The organism is Bacillus cereus group sp. MYBK15-3, assembly GCF_051916765.1.
In the GTDB taxonomy this organism is placed as follows: domain Bacteria; phylum Bacillota; class Bacilli; order Bacillales; family Bacillaceae_G; genus Bacillus_A; species Bacillus_A cereus.
Genome location: NZ_JBQAHG010000010.1, coordinates 93319 through 109820 on the forward strand (window position 1 = coordinate 93319; position 16502 = coordinate 109820).

The window sequence follows — 16502 nt, forward strand, 5'->3', positions numbered from 1 at the left end:
AGCATAGTAAAATTGGCTGGATATAACACCGTCCAATTGGCTGTTTTTTTACCCAGCCAATTTGCTATACTGGATTTATATAAGAGATACGGAGGCGTTTTTTATGGAATGGAAGCTAGATAATGACAGTAAAATCCCTATTTATCAGCAAGTTGTTGACTTTATTGAGAAACGTATTACATACGGAGAACTTCCTCCAGGAAGCTTCCTACCTTCCGAACGGAAATTAGCTACGCAGTTAAATGTAAACCGTAGTACAGTAACGACTGCTTATAATGAGTTACGTGCTATGGGAATTGTAGAAAGTACGACTGGTAAAGGTACACGTGTAAGTACACATATGTGGGGCGTTTCTCCAACATTAACGCCGAACTGGAGAAATTTCGTAGAAGGTGGTACGTTTTTACCAAACTTACCGTTACTTCGCCATATTCGGGCAGAAGTACAACAAAATGAAAACATTATTGATTTTGCAAACGGAGAGCTCGGTTGTAATCTCTATCCTCATGATCAACTACAAACGATTTTACGAGAACAACCGTTAACGCATTCATTAAGTTATGATCATCCGCAAGGCTATCTCCCGCTAAGACAAGCGATCGTAAAATATATGAAAGAATATTTAAAAGTTGAGGCAACTGAACAATCCATTATGATTACATCTGGCGCACAGCAAGCACTTCACCTTATCGTACAATGTTTATTAAATCCCGGTGATGCCGTCGCTTTCGAAAGTCCATCGCACTGTTATTCCTTACCGCTATTCCAATCAGCAGGTATTCGTATTTTCCCGTTACCTGTCGATGAACATGGTATTAATCCGGATGATGTGCAAGAATTATATAGAAAACACCGTATTAAAATGATCTTTTTAAATCCAAATTTCCAAAATCCTACGGGAACGATGCTGCATCCAAACCGTAGAAAAAAACTATTATCACTTTGTGCAGACTTACGAATTGCGATCGTTGAAGATGATCCGTCCAGTTTACTTACGCTAGAAAAGAAACAACCTTGCCCTACTTTAAAATCAATTGATGAAAATGGAACAGTTATTTATGTACATTCTTTATCAAAAATGATTGCGCCAGGATTACGAGTCGGCTGGCTCGTTGCTCCGCAATCTGTAGTAGAAAGATTATCCGACGCACGGCACCAAATGGAATTAGGTATGAGCATATTCCCGCAGTGGCTTATGCAGCAGTTTTTCGAAACTGTACCATTTCAGTCGCATATCGTACCGTTACGAAAACAACTAGCAGAAAAAAGAGACGTTATTGTTCGTGCTCTAAACGAGCAACTTCATGATAAAATCTCTTTTTCAAACCCTACTGGTGGTATTTACATATGGGGAAAATTAAAAGAACCGATAAACGAAAAACAACTCATTATGCAAAGCTTAAAACAAGAAATTGCTTTTATGCCTGGTAGTATTTTCGGCGCGAAAGATGGTTATATTCGTTTATCTTATGGAAAAGTGGATATTGATCAAATTGAGGAAGGTATTTCTCGTTTGCGGGAGGCTATTTTGGTTTGTGAAAAATAACTTTACATAAAGCCCTATCGTTTGACAAAAGAAAAATCTACCATTATTATCAACACGAACCTAGTTACCCCGCATTAACGGGCAATAAAACTCCCAGCTCAAAATTCAGCTGTAACAAAGAAGTTAGGTGGGAGATTAACTGCCCGTAAATGCCCGATTGGTTCAACTAATAATCAGTGGAGGATGAACCCCCCACTGATTAAAGTTTCACTTTATAGGAGTGGTAAAAATGAAAATTTACGTTGATGCAGATGCTTGTCCTGTAAAAGATGTAATTATTTTTGAAGCTACGAATGCAGAAATCCCTGTAACCCTCGTTACTAGCTTTTCTCATTATTCTAATGCTCAGCAACCTAAAGGTGTGGAAACAATTTATGTTGATTCCGGAGCAGATGCTGCCGATTACCGAATTATGCAATTAGCAAAAAAAGAAGATTTAATCGTAACGCAAGATTACGGTCTTGCTTCGCTTGCATTAGCAAAAGGCTGTATCGTTCTACACCATAAAGGCTATAAGTATACGAATGATAACATTGAACAATTGTTACAAACACGATATTTAAGTGCAATGGTTCGAAAAAGTGGTAAACGTACAAAGGGACCGAAACCATTTACAGCAGAAGATAAAGAGAAATTTAGAGAGCTCTTTAAAAGTATGATCGCACTTTAAAAATGAATCGTCTATTTGCAAGGAAAACTTCGCAAAACAAAGAAGAGAATATCGTAATGAACATTCTCTTCTTGAGGTTTACCTGTTTAAAATGAAGGTAAATTATCAAAGTTATTTTCTTTTATTCCATCCGGTTCACTACGTATAATATCTCTGCCATACTTATGAAATACGTCCACATGAGCTAACTTCCCTGATTTTGCTTCACTAAGAGCAGTCATATAATCTAACTCTCTCCCGCTACTTGTTTTAAAAGCAATCAAATCACCTTCATCATTTTTACGAACAGCAACAATTTGTTCTGCTCCTGAAGTAACTTCCTGAGCTATTTCAAATTGAGCTTGCTCTTCCCCTTGATGTAAATAATCATTATATACTTTTTCAAAGTCTTTTTTGTCCATTAAACTCACCTCCAAAACATTTTATTAGTATGGTTGGGAGGTGTTGGTTTTATGTACTTTTCTGTTAGAAAAACGAATTTTTAATACCTACGCAAACCCTTTAAAGTCTCCAATATATCATCTGTAAAGGCTGTACTACCCTCTGTCTCTAAAGCTCTGAAATATAAACTTCTTAAGAAAGCTCTAATATTTTGTACTAAAATATCATATTGAGGATGCGGGATGTCTTCAACAATTGCTATACTATGTAACCAATTGCTCCACTCTTCTTCAGTTAAAAGATTTTGGTTACGTAACGACATAATTGGTGCTACTAATCTCTCATCCTCAAAGTGAATGTATACGTAGTCATGTAAGCGGACCTTCTGACGAACGGCAGCTAGTATTGCATATGAGAACTCACGATTTTGGATTGTACGTGCTAAAGCATCGAGTGCATCTGCTGCATGTGCAGTAGAGTGCGCCCAGCCTTTCCCTTCTACATAGCCCCTTACATCTTCTTCTAAATATACATATTCCAGCACTTGTTCTGCTACACTGTACAGTTGTTCTTCGGATAACAACGGTTCTCTTTCATGAACAGATAAAATAAGTGGTGGAATTAATACGGAGAATGCACGTTTAAATACAGAGTCTGTTCCCTTTTCACCAATTTTATAAAATAAATAATCAGGACTAATTGCTTGTAACATTAATCCTCTTAACTCTTTTTGTCTAAATACATCATTTGTAATCCATGTGTGAAGCGTACTATAAATTAAATCATCACGTAATTCAGCATCAGGTGATCCGATATAATCTAGCATCCACTGCGCATATGGATATGCATCTACGTCTTCTGGTACAGCATAATTATTATTTTTAATTTGTAATAGTTCTTCTTTTAGTTCTAGTACTTCTGTCATTTTTTTATCCCCTTTAAATTTCTCTTCCTAAATTATTCCCTATTAGTATCATAAAATTAAACCCATTCTTAACGCAATATAAAATGGAATCATTAATTATCTTCACTATGTAACAGTTCTTCCAATGTTGCTTTAACTTCTTCTTCTAATTCATTAATCGTTCCGCTATAAAGTGTTCCTATGCTACTACTTTTTCGATATCCTTGGTAATAATACCAAAGCGAAATAGTACAGACTTCCCATGATTTTGAAGCATCATATTCAAAATTAATTTCTGATCTATATTCATACTCTAAACAATTCTTAGATGTTAGTTCTTCTAATTCATCACCGTCTATATCTCTTTTAATTGACAGCTTCAAATTTAATTTACCCTTTTGCGCAAAACGTTCTTCATATATTTTTTGATACTTACTGCAAATGTCTTCACTTATACTCTCTAGTTCCATTATTTTTTGTTTTAACTGTTCATTTATCTGTTCATTTTTGATTTCTAAATATTGTTCATCCTTCTCTTCATTCACTTTATTATTTTTTTGAAACCATCTAAACAAATGTTCATTCCCCCTATATAAACTGTATTAATGTCTTTTAAATAGAACTACTGGATCATCAAATTTACTATTTTCAAATAAAACATCTGCAAGTTCTTTCGGATTATGCTCATCTATATACATTTTACAAGCCGCGTGATACCTGTTTAAAAACATCTTCTCTGCTTCTTCATAACTTCCAAAAGCTTCAGTTTCCCGCTTAGCACCACGTTTTCTCGCAATTTCAAAATTTGTATCTACAAAGATTTTGTAATCAAATAAATGCGCAACGTCTTTTTTCAATAGAAACGTTCCATCTACTATTAATATCATATTTTTCGTGGCCAATAGCGGCTCATTATGTACAGGCATATCCGTTATTAAGTTATGAGAAATCGTTTCATATTGTAAATTCCCGTTAGGTCCTAAAGGCATTAATAATCTTTCTTTGAAAGCTGTATAATCGTGTGCATCTTCATAATACCCTCTTGCAGATTCTTTTCCTTTTGCATAGCGAATCACTCTTGGATTATGAAAATCATCAATGCTGGCGCGTGTTACTGGTAATCCTCGTTTTTTTATTTCTTCCGCTAGTTCGTTTGCAAATGTTGTTTTTCCTGAGGCTGTAATACCGCTTACTCCAACTCTTATTGGATGGGTTAAGTTTAGCTTTACAATATGATCTGCAATTTCTTTGATTCGTTGTTTTCGGTTCATGATATCTCCCTTTATAATTAGTTGACATAATATAATTATAGATAATAATTCATGTCACTATTTGTCAGTAAATTGATATCCTTTCTCGAATCGCTGATATCTCGAAAAAATCATTGATATATTTTAAGTTATGATAGATATATTTGAAAAATCGTTGATATATTATTAGCTTACTTTCCCTTAAACCCTCGATATAAAGCAGTCCGTAATTCTTGTTTGTATTCTTCAATTTCTGGCATTTCGAGTTCTTCTGCTAGTCTGATAGCTAATTCAATATCATACGGTACTCGTACAAGTTGAATAGAAAAGCTCGCTGCTTCTTTTTCATTGTAAGTCCCTTCAAATATTAAATAGGAAGCTTGCGTTATTTCAAGCGGGTTTCCTACGCTACCGGCATTACATAACGTTTTCCCTCTGAAATTTTGAACGAACGCTTGGTGAACGTCACCGTAACAAACGACATCTGGTTTTCTTTCCCCTTCTATATTTTCCGTCAGATCACTATTTTCGAACATACTAATACGTTCTTCTCTTGAAGCGTGTGGTTGAATTCTTTCATATAAACTTCTCGGTGAAGCGTGAAACATACGAATGAATTTCCCACTCATATAAAACTCGATTGAAAATGGTAAGTTTCTTAAATAGTCATTTTGTTCTTCCGATAATTGTTTTTGATGCCATTTCAATGCTTCAAATTCAGTCGGCTTTGTAATAAAATCATCCCAGTTTCCCATTACGACTACTTCACATTCTTTACGAATGATTTCAATTGCTTCACTGGAATGAGGTCCTTTTCCTACTAAATCTCCAAGGCAAATAATGCGCTCGATCCCTCTTAATTTAATATCATTCAACACGGATTCTAATGCTTGAATATTACCGTGAATATCTGAAATTACTGCTATTTTATCCATATAAATTACTCCTTTATTTATTAAATTCGCTTGATTGATACCATTTTGGAATATAAGATGAAAAATGATTATGATCTTCTAAAATTCCATTTAATCTTTCCTTCATATCATCTACTAAATGCGGTGTACTTCGATTCGTCCAAACGATATCCGCTGGGAATGTCATCGCGACGTACAATGTATACAGTTTCCAAAAATGAAGCGATGGTTCGCCTCCGAAATAACCGTGAACTTGTCCAACCGCAAATGGTTTACTTATTCTTATAGTAAAAATCGCTACGTTATAAAAATCGTGTATTGGATCACCAAAATCATATCCACCAAAATCGATAACGATAAATTCCTTATTATGAATCATGCTATTTGCTGGATGGAAGTCATCATGTAAAAATCTTATTGGACGATTTTCCAATAAATCTTTATGATTTTCTACAAAGGTTAATACTGGCTTCAAATCCAGAAAATTCACCTCGTAATCTGTTAGTGCCTCTATGTATCTTTCGTATTTATTCCATCTAGATGTTTCCCATTTATTACTTGCACTTTCTCTTTCAATTGAGTGAATCCTCTTTAATACTTCCCCTGCTTTTCTTCCTGCCATATACTGTTCTTCCACCGATAACTTCGTTAAACCTTCTTCACCATTTATACCTCGGGTCCATTCAAATACTTGAACACATTTATTTAATTTCTCAATTATTATGAAATGAATTAACTTGGGTGTTGGAATATGTAATGACTCTAATTGTTTCATATACGTATATTCTTCTTGTTTACGTTCAAAATGAACAGCATCACATACTTTTACAAAATAGGTTTCTTGATTCTTTAATTCAATTTTATACTTCTCTTCATGTGAAAAACCTTTTGAAATAGCTGTACACGTTGCAATACGAGGCCATTCTAGTATTCTCTCTATCTCTCTAAGTATTTCTTCCACAACGTTCACCTCTATTAATATATGTACAAACTACCTAGCACTTCATGTTCTCGTTTATTTCCACCTTTAAACTCTACTGCAAATGGATTTTCGCCATTCTTATTCAAATGTTCTAGTACTAGCCCTTCTCCAATCGGTTCACAAAACTGCACATGAATATCTCCAAATACTACACTTTGACACTCAGCATTCCATTTTTCATTTTTCACAACTAAGCTTGTAGATAGCTCCATTACTTCTTTCCATTTCCGTACTGTTTCTCGAACATTTTTTACTGCGTAATGAATCGTTTCAATTTGTTGCACTTTGTTTTTATGTTCAGTAATCGTCCCACTGTTACGTAAATCGTTTCTTCTTTCTTCGTCCGTTTCATTCCACTGTATAAAGAAAGGTAATTTCGGTCCGTTCTCTTCTTGCTTAACGAATAACATTTTCCATTCTAAAAGTCGGCCATCTTTTCTCATACGTTTCCCTTCAAATGGCCCTATCGTATGTAAGCCGTACTTATTAAAGTTAACTGCTAGCTCCTCAATTGCATCTGTTCGGATCGCGATTTGTAGCATTCCTTCTCCATTTTGTAGTTTCACCACTGTTTCTTGTACTAATGGATTTTCTGCTTCTTTCGCTTTTTCTTCATGTTGAACTGCTAAAAATTCAATATATGATAAATCAAAATAACTTAAACTATTCCAAGTACCCCAATTCGTATGCTCTCCGCCTAATACAGTATGAAATCCAAGTTCCTGCATTTGTTTTGCCGCTTCCTCCGGTGTACCATGAACTGCGTGAACGAGATGATCAAATCGTAACATGTCTTTCTCCCCTTTCTCTCCATCCTTTTATTGTATATTTTATTTTTCTTTCATTCAATTCAAAAACTTTAAAACCTAGTTGATTTATACGATTAATATGTATTATAATGAAACAAATTTAATTATTGCTGATTGGAAAAACCAAAGGCACTTTTCTCATACGGGAAAAGTGTCTTTTTCATTTATTATTACAGGGGGATTATTTATGCAGAAATTAATTGTCTTTGCTATTATTGGATTTTTCGCTCAATTGATCGATGGAGCACTTGGAATGGCGTATGGAGTAACGTCTTCCTCTTTATTATTAATGTTTGGTATTGCACCAGCTGTTGCATCTGCATCAGTTCATTTAGCTGAAGTCGTTACAACTGCAGCTTCCGGCGCATCTCATATCAAATTTGGAAACGTTGATAAATATACAGTTTCCAGGCTTACATTACCTGGGGCAATCGGCGCATTTGTTGGGGCATGTTTTTTAAGTAATTTGCCCGGAGATGTAATCAAACCATACATTTCCATATTTTTATTTACTTTAGGGGTTTATATTTTATTACGATTCATCATCCAAAAACAAATTGTCACTTCAAATAAGCGTATGTCTGCAAAACAACTTGTGCCACTTGGTTTATTCGCTGGATTCGTTGATTCAACTGGTGGCGGTGGTTGGGGGCCCATTACGACACCTGTTCTTCTAGCAAGAGGAAATGAAGCTAGAAAAGTTATTGGATCTGTAGATACGAGTGAATTTCCTGTTTCACTCGCTGCAACAATCGGCTTCTTCATCTCACTTGGCTGGGAACAAGTAAGCTGGGTTTGGGTATTTGCGTTAATGCTTGGCGGTATTGTCGCAGCTCCAATTGCTGCATGGTTAGTCCGCATCGTTCCACCCCATTTACTTGGCGTATTAGTTGGTGGTCTTATTATCTTTACAAATATTCGTACACTGCTTACTACATTTAAAGTGGATCCAACTGTTATTTCACTTTCTTACGTTGCAGTTGGTCTTGTCGTTATTATTTCTATTTTCATTGCTGTTCGAAATCATTCCAATCGCCCTCACGCATCAACGGCTGAGTATCCAAATGATCAGAAGCAAATGCTACCATAACTATAAAAAAATACCGCTCAATTTAGAGCGGTATTTTTTATTTTTCTATTTTCCAATTAATCATCGTTTCTGTAGCATTTACTCTCTTCATATGTAACTTTTCTAAAACACGCATTGAACTATAGTTATCTATGAGTGTCTCTGCAATTATTGTTTCTACCTCTCCTGTTTTGAAAGCCCAATCGATTAGTTCTTTTACAGCTTCTGTTGCATAGCCCTGATTCCAATATTTCTCAATAAATCCATAGCCAATTTCTACTGTTTGATCCTCGTTTGGTTTCCCTTTAAATCCAATATCTCCTAAAACGCTATCATCTTCTTTCCGAAAAACATACCACGCCCCCCATGGTAATAAAGCCGCATCTTGTTTTACATTCTCTACATGCCCTACAATATGCGGACCGCTATTATATCCTTGCTCGTTAGCAACTTGAATCCTCTCTTCTGTACACGGCACTATATAGAGCCTTTCTGTTTCTAATTTCATTTTGATTTCCCCTTTTTGCTTAAACGTTACGTTACTCTAATTATAACAAATAATATGACTTTATCATGAATGTCGAATTATATTTTTCTGAATTTTCTTTTTATTTAGAGGGTTTTTCAATATTTTTTGCGAAACATTTGTATAACAATTTTTTCTTTGCTTATTGCTACATAATAGTAGGTTCGGGTGGAGTTTTGCAAGCGTTTCCTATACAATAACCGATATTTTTTGACTTTTCCTAACAAAATATCTTGCAATATATTCAGAAAGTCATTACAATTGCCATATATTAAAAATCTTAGCAATATATAAATCCTCATCAATCCGATGAGGTAGAGGTTGCGACTTTTAATAGTAAAACGGACGAGACACAGAGAATGTCACTGACTCCGTTTGAAAGGAAAAGTTGCCGAAGTTTATATTTCTTCTCTGGAAATATGAGCTGGGGCTGTCTCCGAAAGGAACAGAACTGTCACGTTTACAAAATTACCGTGTAAACGTGGGGTGCTATCTTAACGGAAGGGTATGATGGGGTGGTTATTTGTGAAACGTTCCGCCAAATTCCTTTGGCGGTTTTTTGTATTTTTCTCCCCCGCTCCTTCCTAACCTACAAGAAAAGGAGTGTTGAACATGAATAGCGCAACAAATCAATCTACCTCTAAAACGCAAACTACACAAGGACAAGGTGAATTAAAACGCGGATTAAAATCGCGGCACCTTACGATGATTTCTCTCGGCGGTACAATCGGTACCGGACTATTTCTTGCCAGCGGTGGTGTCATTCATTCAGCTGGTCCTGGCGGCGCATTAATTGCATACGCCGCAATTGGAATTATGGTATATTTCTTAATGACAAGCTTAGCTGAACTTGCAGCTTACATGCCTGTTACTGGATCTTTTAGTACGTATGCAACAAAATTTGTTGATCCATCACTTGGTTTTGCACTTGGATGGAACTATTGGTATAACTGGGCGATTACAATTGCGGCAGAACTAGCGGCCGTAACATTAATTATGAAATTTTGGTTCCCAGATACCCCTTCTCTTATTTGGAGCGGATTATGTTTAGCTATTATTTTCCTTTTAAACTATTTATCTGTTAAAGGGTTTGGTGAATCTGAATATTGGTTCGCACTTATTAAAGTAGTTACAATTATTATCTTTTTAATTGTCGGCTTTATGATGATTTTCGGAATTATGGGGGGCGAAACTGTTGGCTTCAAAAACTTCACTGTTGCTGATGCACCATTTAACGGTGGTATCATGGCAATTATCGGTGTATTTATGGCAGCTGGTTTCTCCTTCCAAGGAACTGAATTACTTGGGGTAGCTGCTGGTGAAACGTCTGATCCAGAACGTAATATCCCAAAAGCAATTCGTTCAATCTTTTGGCGTATTCTTTTATTCTATATCCTTGCGATTCTCGTTATCGGTTTACTAATTCCTTATACAACTGAAAGCCTTGCTGCAAGTGATGTTACAGTAAGTCCGTTTACACTTATTTTTGAAAAAGCGGGCGTTGCCTTTGCTGCTTCTGTTATGAACGCTGTTATTTTAACTGCTGTACTATCTGCTGGTAACTCTGGTATGTATGCATCAACTCGTATGCTTTGGGATTTAGCTCGCCAAGGAAAAGCACCAAAGTTTCTTGGTAAATTAGATAGCCGCGGTGTACCTGTTAACGCGTTAATCGTAACGTCAATTGTTGGTAGTATTGCTTTCATTGCTTCTTTATTCGGTGACGGAGTTGTATACATTTGGTTATTAAACGCATCCGGAATGTCTGGTTTTATCGCATGGGTTGGCATTGCAATTAGTCATTACCGTTTCCGTAAAGCATATATCGCACAAGGAAAAGATTTAAATGACTTACCATATAGAGCAAAATGGTTCCCATTCGGTCCACTCTTCGCATTTACTCTTTGTATTATCGTAATTTTAGGACAAAACTATGGCGCATTTATGGGTGAATCAATCGATTGGAACGGCGTACTTGTTTCTTACATCGGTTTACCACTCTTCTTAGTACTATGGTTAGGATATAAATTTACGAAAAAAACAAAAGTGATTCCACTCGATAAATGTGAACTAAAATAAAGTGAAACGAGCAAACAAATTTGTTTGCTCGTTTTTTGTTGCAAACCTCTTTGCTTCCCTATTGCTCCTGTTTTTGCAATAATAAAGGAAATATAAATAAAGGTTGGGATACAATGAACATTCGCATTACTGATGAAGCAAAAGCAGCTATACATAGATTAGAACGTGAAGACAAAAAGATCATTCGCATTAGAGGGACAATGACAAACTCTTGTAGTATTTTCGTTGATGTCGATTTAATTTGGGATACATATAACGCAGATGATGTTGTATATGAAGATGCAGATCTTATCGTACAAATAGATTCATTCACGAAAGACTACACTGGTGATACGGTGAAACTTGATTATAAGACGACAGGTTTTAGTATTACGACTCCGAGTGAGACGTTAGTTTATGGATTGTCGATTAAAAAATAAAAATTGTTTTCATTTGACCACTGAGGTGAAAAAATGAGTAAATATGTTCCGTTAAAATTTTTATTTAACGAAGAATTAGCAGAAAAAATGGCTGATTCTATTTGTAAACACGATCCTACTTTCTCTAAAAGAAACTTTATATCTTCCGTAACATGTAAAGTTGAAAATTTAGAGTTAAAGCAGCGTATTGAAGTAATAGCAGATGAATTACATAATGCATTACAAAAAGATTTTAATGAAGCAATACATATATTACTAAAAACATTAGGCCCAGAAAATACAACAGAAGTAGGCACATTTACAAACGGATATATGTACATGCCTCTTGCAAAATACGTTGAAAAATATGGACTTAACGACTTTGAAACCTCATTCAACGCCATGTATGAAATAACGAAAAGAAATACTGCTGAATATGCCATTCGGCCTTTTCTTCAAACATACCATGAAGACACACTAGACATATTGCAACAGTGGATTCATGACGAAAACAGCCACATTAGAAGATTAGTTTCTGAAGGTACAAGACCAAGGCTTCCTTGGGCTAAAAAAATAGGAGCTCTAAAAGATGATTTTAAGTACAATTTACAGCTTCTTGAACCATTAATGAATGACCCTTCTAAATATGTTCAAAAATCTGTAGCCAATCATATTAACGATATTACGAAAGAAGATAAAGAACTCGTTTTTCAGTGGTTACAGCAATTACGTGATAAACAACATCCTATTAACCCTTGGATTATAAAACATGGGTTAAGAACAGTGATAAAAAGTGGTACTTTACCAAAAAATTTTTCTTTTTAAGTATTTTAAACAAAACTGCTTATGCTTCAAAAATGAAGCATAAGCGGTTTTCCTTTTGAATACAGAAATAACAAACATAAAAAGTACTTTAAATTTCTTCTTTATATCATTATTTTACTAACTCTTCTATGTTATTACTTTCCTTAATTTTTTCGGATGATAGCCAGAGTGAATAACTTGTTCCATCCTTGTTCCTTAAATATATGTTAAATTCCTTATTATATAGTTCTTCTTTAAGAATAGTGACTACCTTTCTCAAATCATCTATTACATATGGATCATTTCTATATTTTATCTCACTGTCATTGAAAACTAAAGTCAATTCATACTCTAGACAATTGCCGTCTTTCGGGTGTGGACAAGTAATATCCTCAATTACAAAACGATCATTTTGAATTTCATTTAACCTTACGCCTACTTTTGTTTCAGTTTGAATCAAATATGTCCAATAACCGCTTACTGTGTTTTTCATTGTTAAAAGCAGTTCTTCTTTCGTTATAGCTTTTTGCACATTTTGAAAAGGGAAACCTATAGATTCACCATTATAATCCTCAATTTCAAGTGTTGTTATCTTTCTATTACTCTTCTGAATGAATTGAATTAGAGCATATAAACGTTCTAATTCTTTTGATTCAAATTGACTGTAATCAATCTTGTCACTCGTTTTTAAAGTTAATAATAACTTATCCGTTGGTTTCTCCTCTATATCATCATCCACTATATATTGAAAAACATTTTTATTTTCAGGTTCCACGTAACCTAATTTTTTAATTTCTTCTAGCATTGGTTTAAATTTCTTATATTCCTCATATGTTTTTTTTCCGTATTGATATTCATCACCTTTTATTCTTGAATATAAAAAGCCATCTACCTCTACTCTAAATTGAATATTTTTGTTATTTTTTGCTTGAACAGTATGATATGTATGCCCCATATTCCCTTCGTTTATAGCACCCCAATGTGTTACAATCACATCAATTCCGTGCTTTTTTTTCACATATTTTTTCACCTGATCGTCATCTTTATAATTACACCCACTTAAACATAAGAAACATAACAATACTAACATTACATTTTTCATTCTTTTCATATAGCACCTTGCCCTCTTTTCGCATAAACAAAATATTCCATATATAAAGAATACTAAATCGCTGAATGTTTTCAAAGAATTAAAATATTTTTACACTCGGTTTATATATCTATTTCTTTTATTAATGGCTCTAATAAGTTTTAATATTGATAATCGAATATAATAAAAAGAAACCTAAATTTAAGGTTTCCCATTTTTACCAACAATTTAAATTTTAATAGATATTTTTTAGCCAAGTAATAATTTGTAGTACCTGAAACGACTCAAACCAAGTAATGAAAAACAGGAGAACAAAGAAAGAGATAAGTGATATGAATTTTAATCTTCCATCTTCACGTGTAGCAATCGCTATAATACTCAGAACCACTCCAATTAAAAAAGAAATATACCCTAATAGGATAATAGGCTCAGAATAGCTATCTATTATCCTATTTAATCCAAATAATAACATTCCAAAAGTCATCAATGTTATTGAAAATACACTAAATTTTTTCATAATTCAACCTCCAATATAATTTTACTATTTTATGGAGAGAATAATTTTTTTATGCGTATGGATGAACAATTACACTATAAAATTAGATAACTCAATTTATTTTTTCATTAAACAACTGCCTTCTTTTATACCCTCAAAGGATTTTCACTCAATTAACCCGAATATATAAATAACAATTCTCACAAGGAGTAACTTTATATGAATCTATTTGAACACGAAACATAAAACCGTTCCACTTTAATAAGAGGTCCTCCCTTTTTCTTTTCTCATCATATCATCCATTAAAAAAATAGGAGGACATAATTATGAAACGTGATCCATTATTTTTAACTTTATTAGAAAGTGCAAATACACATTTTAGCGGCTGGGATTTTTCTTTCATTTCAGAAACAGGTCGAATGAAGAGCGAGCCTTTATCGTGGTCATACGGCAGTACTGCTTTTCAGCTTATGCAACGTGCAGAATCAATGCTCGATATGGGTACTGGCGACGGAGAGTTTTTATCTATGTTACAACCGTTCCCGTCAACTATATTCGCTACTGAGGGCTACGCTCCAAATGTGCCAATTGCTCGAAAGAAATTAGAGCCTTTAGGGGTTACCGTTGTAGAAGTGACCGATGATACTGCTTTGCCATTTCAAGATGGTCAATTTAATTTAATTATAAATCAACATGAATCGTATGCTGCTTCTGAGGTAAACAGAATTCTTTCTCCAAGTGGCGTTTTTCTTACACAACAAGTTGGCGGTCTTGATTGCGCGGAACTTAATGAGCAGTTTGGCTCACCACTAAATAGCGAATTTGCAAGTTGGTCTCTCGAAACCGCATGCAGTGAGTTAAAGCAAAATGGATTTACTATCTTAGATGCAAAAGAGGAATTCCCTTTCCAACGCTTTTATGATATTGGCGCTATCGTCTATTATTTAAAAGCAATTCCGTGGCAAGTTCCTGATTTTACTGTCGAAAGGTACTTTGAGGAGTTATATCGTATACATGAGATTATTTTGCAAAATGGTTATTTTGATGTGAAGCAACATCGTTTTATGATTAAGGCGATTTGTAGCTAACAAAAAGAGGTGGCAAAGCCACCTCCTTTTTGCTCCGTTTACATATGTTCTCTACTCTTTCATAATAAGAAAAGTTATATCATGCATATTACAATTATGACCAATGAATTGTATTTCTGAAACATATAATCACCTCGCATATATGATAAGAGCAAAAACGTGATTTTTCACTTTCCTCTTCTATTGAGAAATGAGTTGTTTTTCATATCGCTTGTTCGCATCATCTTCTGTCAAACATGCAGTTGTGTAATGAATAATATTCCGGTTATCATACGTAAACATATGTTCTAACTTATTTTCTTCTGTTAATACTGTCGGTAAGTATTTTGGTAAATTGCTAACTACTCCTCTATTATCACCATCTAATATCCAATCAATTTCTTTCCATTCTAATAGACCTTCAGCCGTACGTAATGGTGTATTCATTTGCATTCCATCTGGCAAATCAGCAACGAACACATACATTCCTTCACTAGCCTTGGGCTCATCTTTACCTTTAAAATCAACAGTCCCTTTATACGTTACACTTGAAAGTTCTATGCCCGTTTCCTCAAATGTTTCTCTAATTATTCCTTCGTATGGCGTTTCATTATCTTCTATTTTTCCTCCAACACCATTCCACATCCCCATATTCGGCTTTTTATTTCTATTTAATAGCAGTATTTTATCGCTTTTTCTAATAAAGCAAATTGTGTATTTGTACATACGATCATTTCCTTTCATTTTCCACATGAGTTATTTGGCTTATTTTCAAGTAAAAACACTCGCCTTACAATTCCTTACTACATAATATATAGTACAACTTTCATGCGTAAACACTTTACGTCAAACGAGAGAATCCTTTTTAGAAAGGAGAATTTAAAATCGATAATATAAACAATGAATTTCTAAACCAATATTACAACAGCCTCGTATGGTTAAACGATACACACTGGTTCGGGGTTCCAATCTGTAAACTTCCCTCTGATCTCTTTTTGTATCAAGAAATCATTTATGAATTAAAGCCCGATTTAATTATTGAATGCGGGACTTTTCACGGTGGTAGTGCACTGTATTTAGCTTCTATGTTAGATTTAATTGGAAAAGGTCACGTACTTACTATCGATATAACTCCGCAGCCAAATCGACCATCACATAATCGGATTACGTATTTAACAGCATCTTCTGTTTCTGTGCAGGCCATCCAAACAATAGTAAGCATGCGCAAACCTGATGATGTGGTTTTAGTTATTTTAGATTCTGATCATAGTAAAGAGCATGTATCCAAAGAACTATTACTATATAAATCTATCGTCACTACTGGCAGTTATATGATTGTAGAAGATACCTCCATTAATGGACATCCGCTTCTTCCCGATTGGGGTCCTGGCCCGATGGAGGCTGTGGATGAGTTTTTAACTAAAAATAATAACTTCATAATCGACGAGTCTAAACATAAATTTTTCATATCATTTAATCCAAAAGGTTTTTTAAAGAAAATAAAGTGAAACTTTAAT

19 protein-coding genes and 1 riboswitch are annotated in these 16502 nt (G+C 34.6%); of the genes, 8 read left to right on the forward strand and 11 right to left on the reverse strand.

Annotation, left to right across the window (positions count from 1 at the left end):
• Nucleotides 1-103 precede the first annotated feature (103 nt).
• Both pdxR and ACTFR8_RS27970 read left to right on the forward strand, forming a co-directional pair.
• Entirely contained in the window at nt 104-1546 is a 1443-nt protein-coding gene (pdxR, locus tag ACTFR8_RS27965) for a MocR-like pyridoxine biosynthesis transcription factor PdxR (protein WP_044584595.1), read from the forward strand.
• A gap of 229 nt (nt 1547-1775) precedes the next feature.
• Nucleotides 1776-2216, forward strand: a complete 441-nt coding sequence (locus ACTFR8_RS27970) for a YaiI/YqxD family protein (RefSeq protein WP_000708769.1) — start codon at nt 1776-1778, stop codon at nt 2214-2216.
• An 86-nt stretch (nt 2217-2302) separates the two neighbouring features.
• Here ACTFR8_RS27970 and ACTFR8_RS27975 read toward each other — a convergent pair whose 3' ends face one another.
• From ACTFR8_RS27975 to ACTFR8_RS28005, 7 genes are all read right to left on the reverse strand, one after another.
• Entirely contained in the window at nt 2303-2617 is a 315-nt protein-coding gene (locus ACTFR8_RS27975) for a DUF3892 domain-containing protein (protein ID WP_000358162.1), read from the reverse strand.
• A gap of 80 nt (nt 2618-2697) precedes the next feature.
• Nucleotides 2698-3522, reverse strand: coding sequence for a DUF2785 domain-containing protein (locus ACTFR8_RS27980; protein WP_000141230.1), 825 nt, complete (start codon nt 3520-3522; stop codon nt 2698-2700).
• A 92-nt stretch (nt 3523-3614) separates the two neighbouring features.
• The gene (locus tag ACTFR8_RS27985) at nt 3615-4076 is read right to left on the reverse strand and encodes a hypothetical protein (protein WP_000490268.1); all 462 of its coding nucleotides are present in this window, start codon (nt 4074-4076) and stop codon (nt 3615-3617) included.
• 27 nt (nt 4077-4103) lie between these two features.
• Nucleotides 4104-4772 (reverse strand): uridine kinase, encoded by a 669-nt coding sequence (locus tag ACTFR8_RS27990; RefSeq protein WP_001080551.1) that lies wholly within the window; start codon nt 4770-4772, stop codon nt 4104-4106.
• Nucleotides 4773-4942: 170 nt separating this feature from the next.
• Nucleotides 4943-5686, reverse strand: a complete 744-nt coding sequence (locus ACTFR8_RS27995; protein ID WP_000357653.1) for a metallophosphoesterase family protein — start codon at nt 5684-5686, stop codon at nt 4943-4945.
• 13 nt (nt 5687-5699) lie between these two features.
• Complete coding sequence (locus tag ACTFR8_RS28000; protein WP_000391244.1) at nt 5700-6626, reverse strand: aminoglycoside phosphotransferase family protein; 927 nt, start codon at nt 6624-6626, stop codon at nt 5700-5702.
• Between the two features lie 14 nt (nt 6627-6640).
• Nucleotides 6641-7438, reverse strand: a complete 798-nt coding sequence (locus ACTFR8_RS28005) for a VOC family protein (RefSeq protein ID WP_000943349.1) — start codon at nt 7436-7438, stop codon at nt 6641-6643.
• Nucleotides 7439-7643: 205 nt separating this feature from the next.
• On the opposite strand from ACTFR8_RS28005, the gene ACTFR8_RS28010 reads away from it, so the two are divergent.
• Nucleotides 7644-8546 carry a sulfite exporter TauE/SafE family protein gene (locus ACTFR8_RS28010; protein WP_001170718.1) on the forward strand — a complete coding sequence of 301 codons (903 nt, stop codon included), beginning with the start codon at nt 7644-7646 and terminating at the stop codon, nt 8544-8546.
• Between the two features lie 37 nt (nt 8547-8583).
• On the opposite strand, the gene ACTFR8_RS28015 is transcribed toward ACTFR8_RS28010, so the two are convergent.
• The gene (locus ACTFR8_RS28015) at nt 8584-9033 is read right to left on the reverse strand and encodes a GNAT family N-acetyltransferase (protein WP_000764598.1); all 450 of its coding nucleotides are present in this window, start codon (nt 9031-9033) and stop codon (nt 8584-8586) included.
• 325 nt (nt 9034-9358) lie between these two features.
• A riboswitch (Lysine riboswitch) is annotated at nt 9359-9551 on the forward strand.
• 112 nt (nt 9552-9663) lie between these two features.
• Here ACTFR8_RS28015 and ACTFR8_RS28020 point away from each other — a divergent pair.
• The 3 genes from ACTFR8_RS28020 (at nt 9664) to ACTFR8_RS28030 (ending at nt 12353) form a co-directional block, all read left to right on the forward strand.
• Nucleotides 9664-11130: an amino acid permease gene (locus tag ACTFR8_RS28020; protein WP_001083387.1), complete on the forward strand. Its 1467-nt coding sequence runs from the start codon at nt 9664-9666 to the stop codon at nt 11128-11130.
• A gap of 113 nt (nt 11131-11243) precedes the next feature.
• A complete protein-coding gene (locus ACTFR8_RS28025; protein WP_001026178.1) occupies nt 11244-11549 on the forward strand; it encodes an iron-sulfur cluster biosynthesis family protein in 306 nt (101 codons plus the stop codon).
• Between the two features lie 33 nt (nt 11550-11582).
• Nucleotides 11583-12353: a DNA alkylation repair protein gene (locus tag ACTFR8_RS28030; protein ID WP_044584596.1), complete on the forward strand. Its 771-nt coding sequence runs from the start codon at nt 11583-11585 to the stop codon at nt 12351-12353.
• A gap of 109 nt (nt 12354-12462) precedes the next feature.
• On the opposite strand, the gene ACTFR8_RS28035 is transcribed toward ACTFR8_RS28030, so the two are convergent.
• A complete protein-coding gene (locus ACTFR8_RS28035; protein ID WP_050821943.1) occupies nt 12463-13443 on the reverse strand; it encodes a hypothetical protein in 981 nt (326 codons plus the stop codon).
• 214 nt (nt 13444-13657) lie between these two features.
• Nucleotides 13658-13939, reverse strand: a complete 282-nt coding sequence (locus tag ACTFR8_RS28040) for a hypothetical protein (RefSeq protein WP_000714734.1) — start codon at nt 13937-13939, stop codon at nt 13658-13660.
• A 305-nt stretch (nt 13940-14244) separates the two neighbouring features.
• Here ACTFR8_RS28040 and ACTFR8_RS28045 point away from each other — a divergent pair, with 305 nt between their 5' ends.
• Nucleotides 14245-15006, forward strand: a complete 762-nt coding sequence (locus tag ACTFR8_RS28045) for a class I SAM-dependent methyltransferase (protein ID WP_044584598.1) — start codon at nt 14245-14247, stop codon at nt 15004-15006.
• A 180-nt stretch (nt 15007-15186) separates the two neighbouring features.
• Here the strand turns inward: ACTFR8_RS28045 and ACTFR8_RS28050 are convergent, their stop codons facing one another.
• Nucleotides 15187-15729: an NUDIX hydrolase gene (locus ACTFR8_RS28050; RefSeq protein ID WP_228490604.1), complete on the reverse strand. Its 543-nt coding sequence runs from the start codon at nt 15727-15729 to the stop codon at nt 15187-15189.
• Between the two features lie 140 nt (nt 15730-15869).
• Here ACTFR8_RS28050 and ACTFR8_RS28055 point away from each other — a divergent pair, with 140 nt between their 5' ends.
• Entirely contained in the window at nt 15870-16493 is a 624-nt protein-coding gene (locus ACTFR8_RS28055) for a cephalosporin hydroxylase family protein (protein ID WP_074595418.1), read from the forward strand.
• Nucleotides 16494-16502: the final 9 nt, after the last annotated feature.

Bases quoted from the DNA above. Each gene is read 5' to 3' on its own strand.
- pdxR (WP_044584595.1), top strand. From the start codon at position 104: ATGGAATGGAAGCTAGATAATGACAGTAAAATCCCTATTTATCAGCAA.
- ACTFR8_RS27970 (WP_000708769.1), top strand. From the start codon at position 1,776: ATGAAAATTTACGTTGATGCAGATGCTTGTCCTGTAAAAGATGTAATT.
- ACTFR8_RS27975 (WP_000358162.1), bottom strand. From the start codon at position 2,617: ATGGACAAAAAAGACTTTGAAAAAGTATATAATGATTATTTACATCAA.
- ACTFR8_RS27980 (WP_000141230.1), bottom strand. From the start codon at position 3,522: ATGACAGAAGTACTAGAACTAAAAGAAGAACTATTACAAATTAAAAAT.
- ACTFR8_RS27990 (WP_001080551.1), bottom strand. From the start codon at position 4,772: ATGAACCGAAAACAACGAATCAAAGAAATTGCAGATCATATTGTAAAG.
- ACTFR8_RS27995 (WP_000357653.1), bottom strand. From the start codon at position 5,686: ATGGATAAAATAGCAGTAATTTCAGATATTCACGGTAATATTCAAGCA.
- ACTFR8_RS28005 (WP_000943349.1), bottom strand. From the start codon at position 7,438: ATGTTACGATTTGATCATCTCGTTCACGCAGTTCATGGTACACCGGAG.
- ACTFR8_RS28010 (WP_001170718.1), top strand. From the start codon at position 7,644: ATGCAGAAATTAATTGTCTTTGCTATTATTGGATTTTTCGCTCAATTG.
- ACTFR8_RS28015 (WP_000764598.1), bottom strand. From the start codon at position 9,033: ATGAAATTAGAAACAGAAAGGCTCTATATAGTGCCGTGTACAGAAGAG.
- ACTFR8_RS28020 (WP_001083387.1), top strand. From the start codon at position 9,664: ATGAATAGCGCAACAAATCAATCTACCTCTAAAACGCAAACTACACAA.
- ACTFR8_RS28025 (WP_001026178.1), top strand. From the start codon at position 11,244: ATGAACATTCGCATTACTGATGAAGCAAAAGCAGCTATACATAGATTA.
- ACTFR8_RS28030 (WP_044584596.1), top strand. From the start codon at position 11,583: ATGAGTAAATATGTTCCGTTAAAATTTTTATTTAACGAAGAATTAGCA.
- ACTFR8_RS28035 (WP_050821943.1), bottom strand. From the start codon at position 13,443: ATGAAAAGAATGAAAAATGTAATGTTAGTATTGTTATGTTTCTTATGT.
- ACTFR8_RS28040 (WP_000714734.1), bottom strand. From the start codon at position 13,939: ATGAAAAAATTTAGTGTATTTTCAATAACATTGATGACTTTTGGAATG.
- ACTFR8_RS28045 (WP_044584598.1), top strand. From the start codon at position 14,245: ATGAAACGTGATCCATTATTTTTAACTTTATTAGAAAGTGCAAATACA.
- ACTFR8_RS28050 (WP_228490604.1), bottom strand. From the start codon at position 15,729: ATGAAAGGAAATGATCGTATGTACAAATACACAATTTGCTTTATTAGA.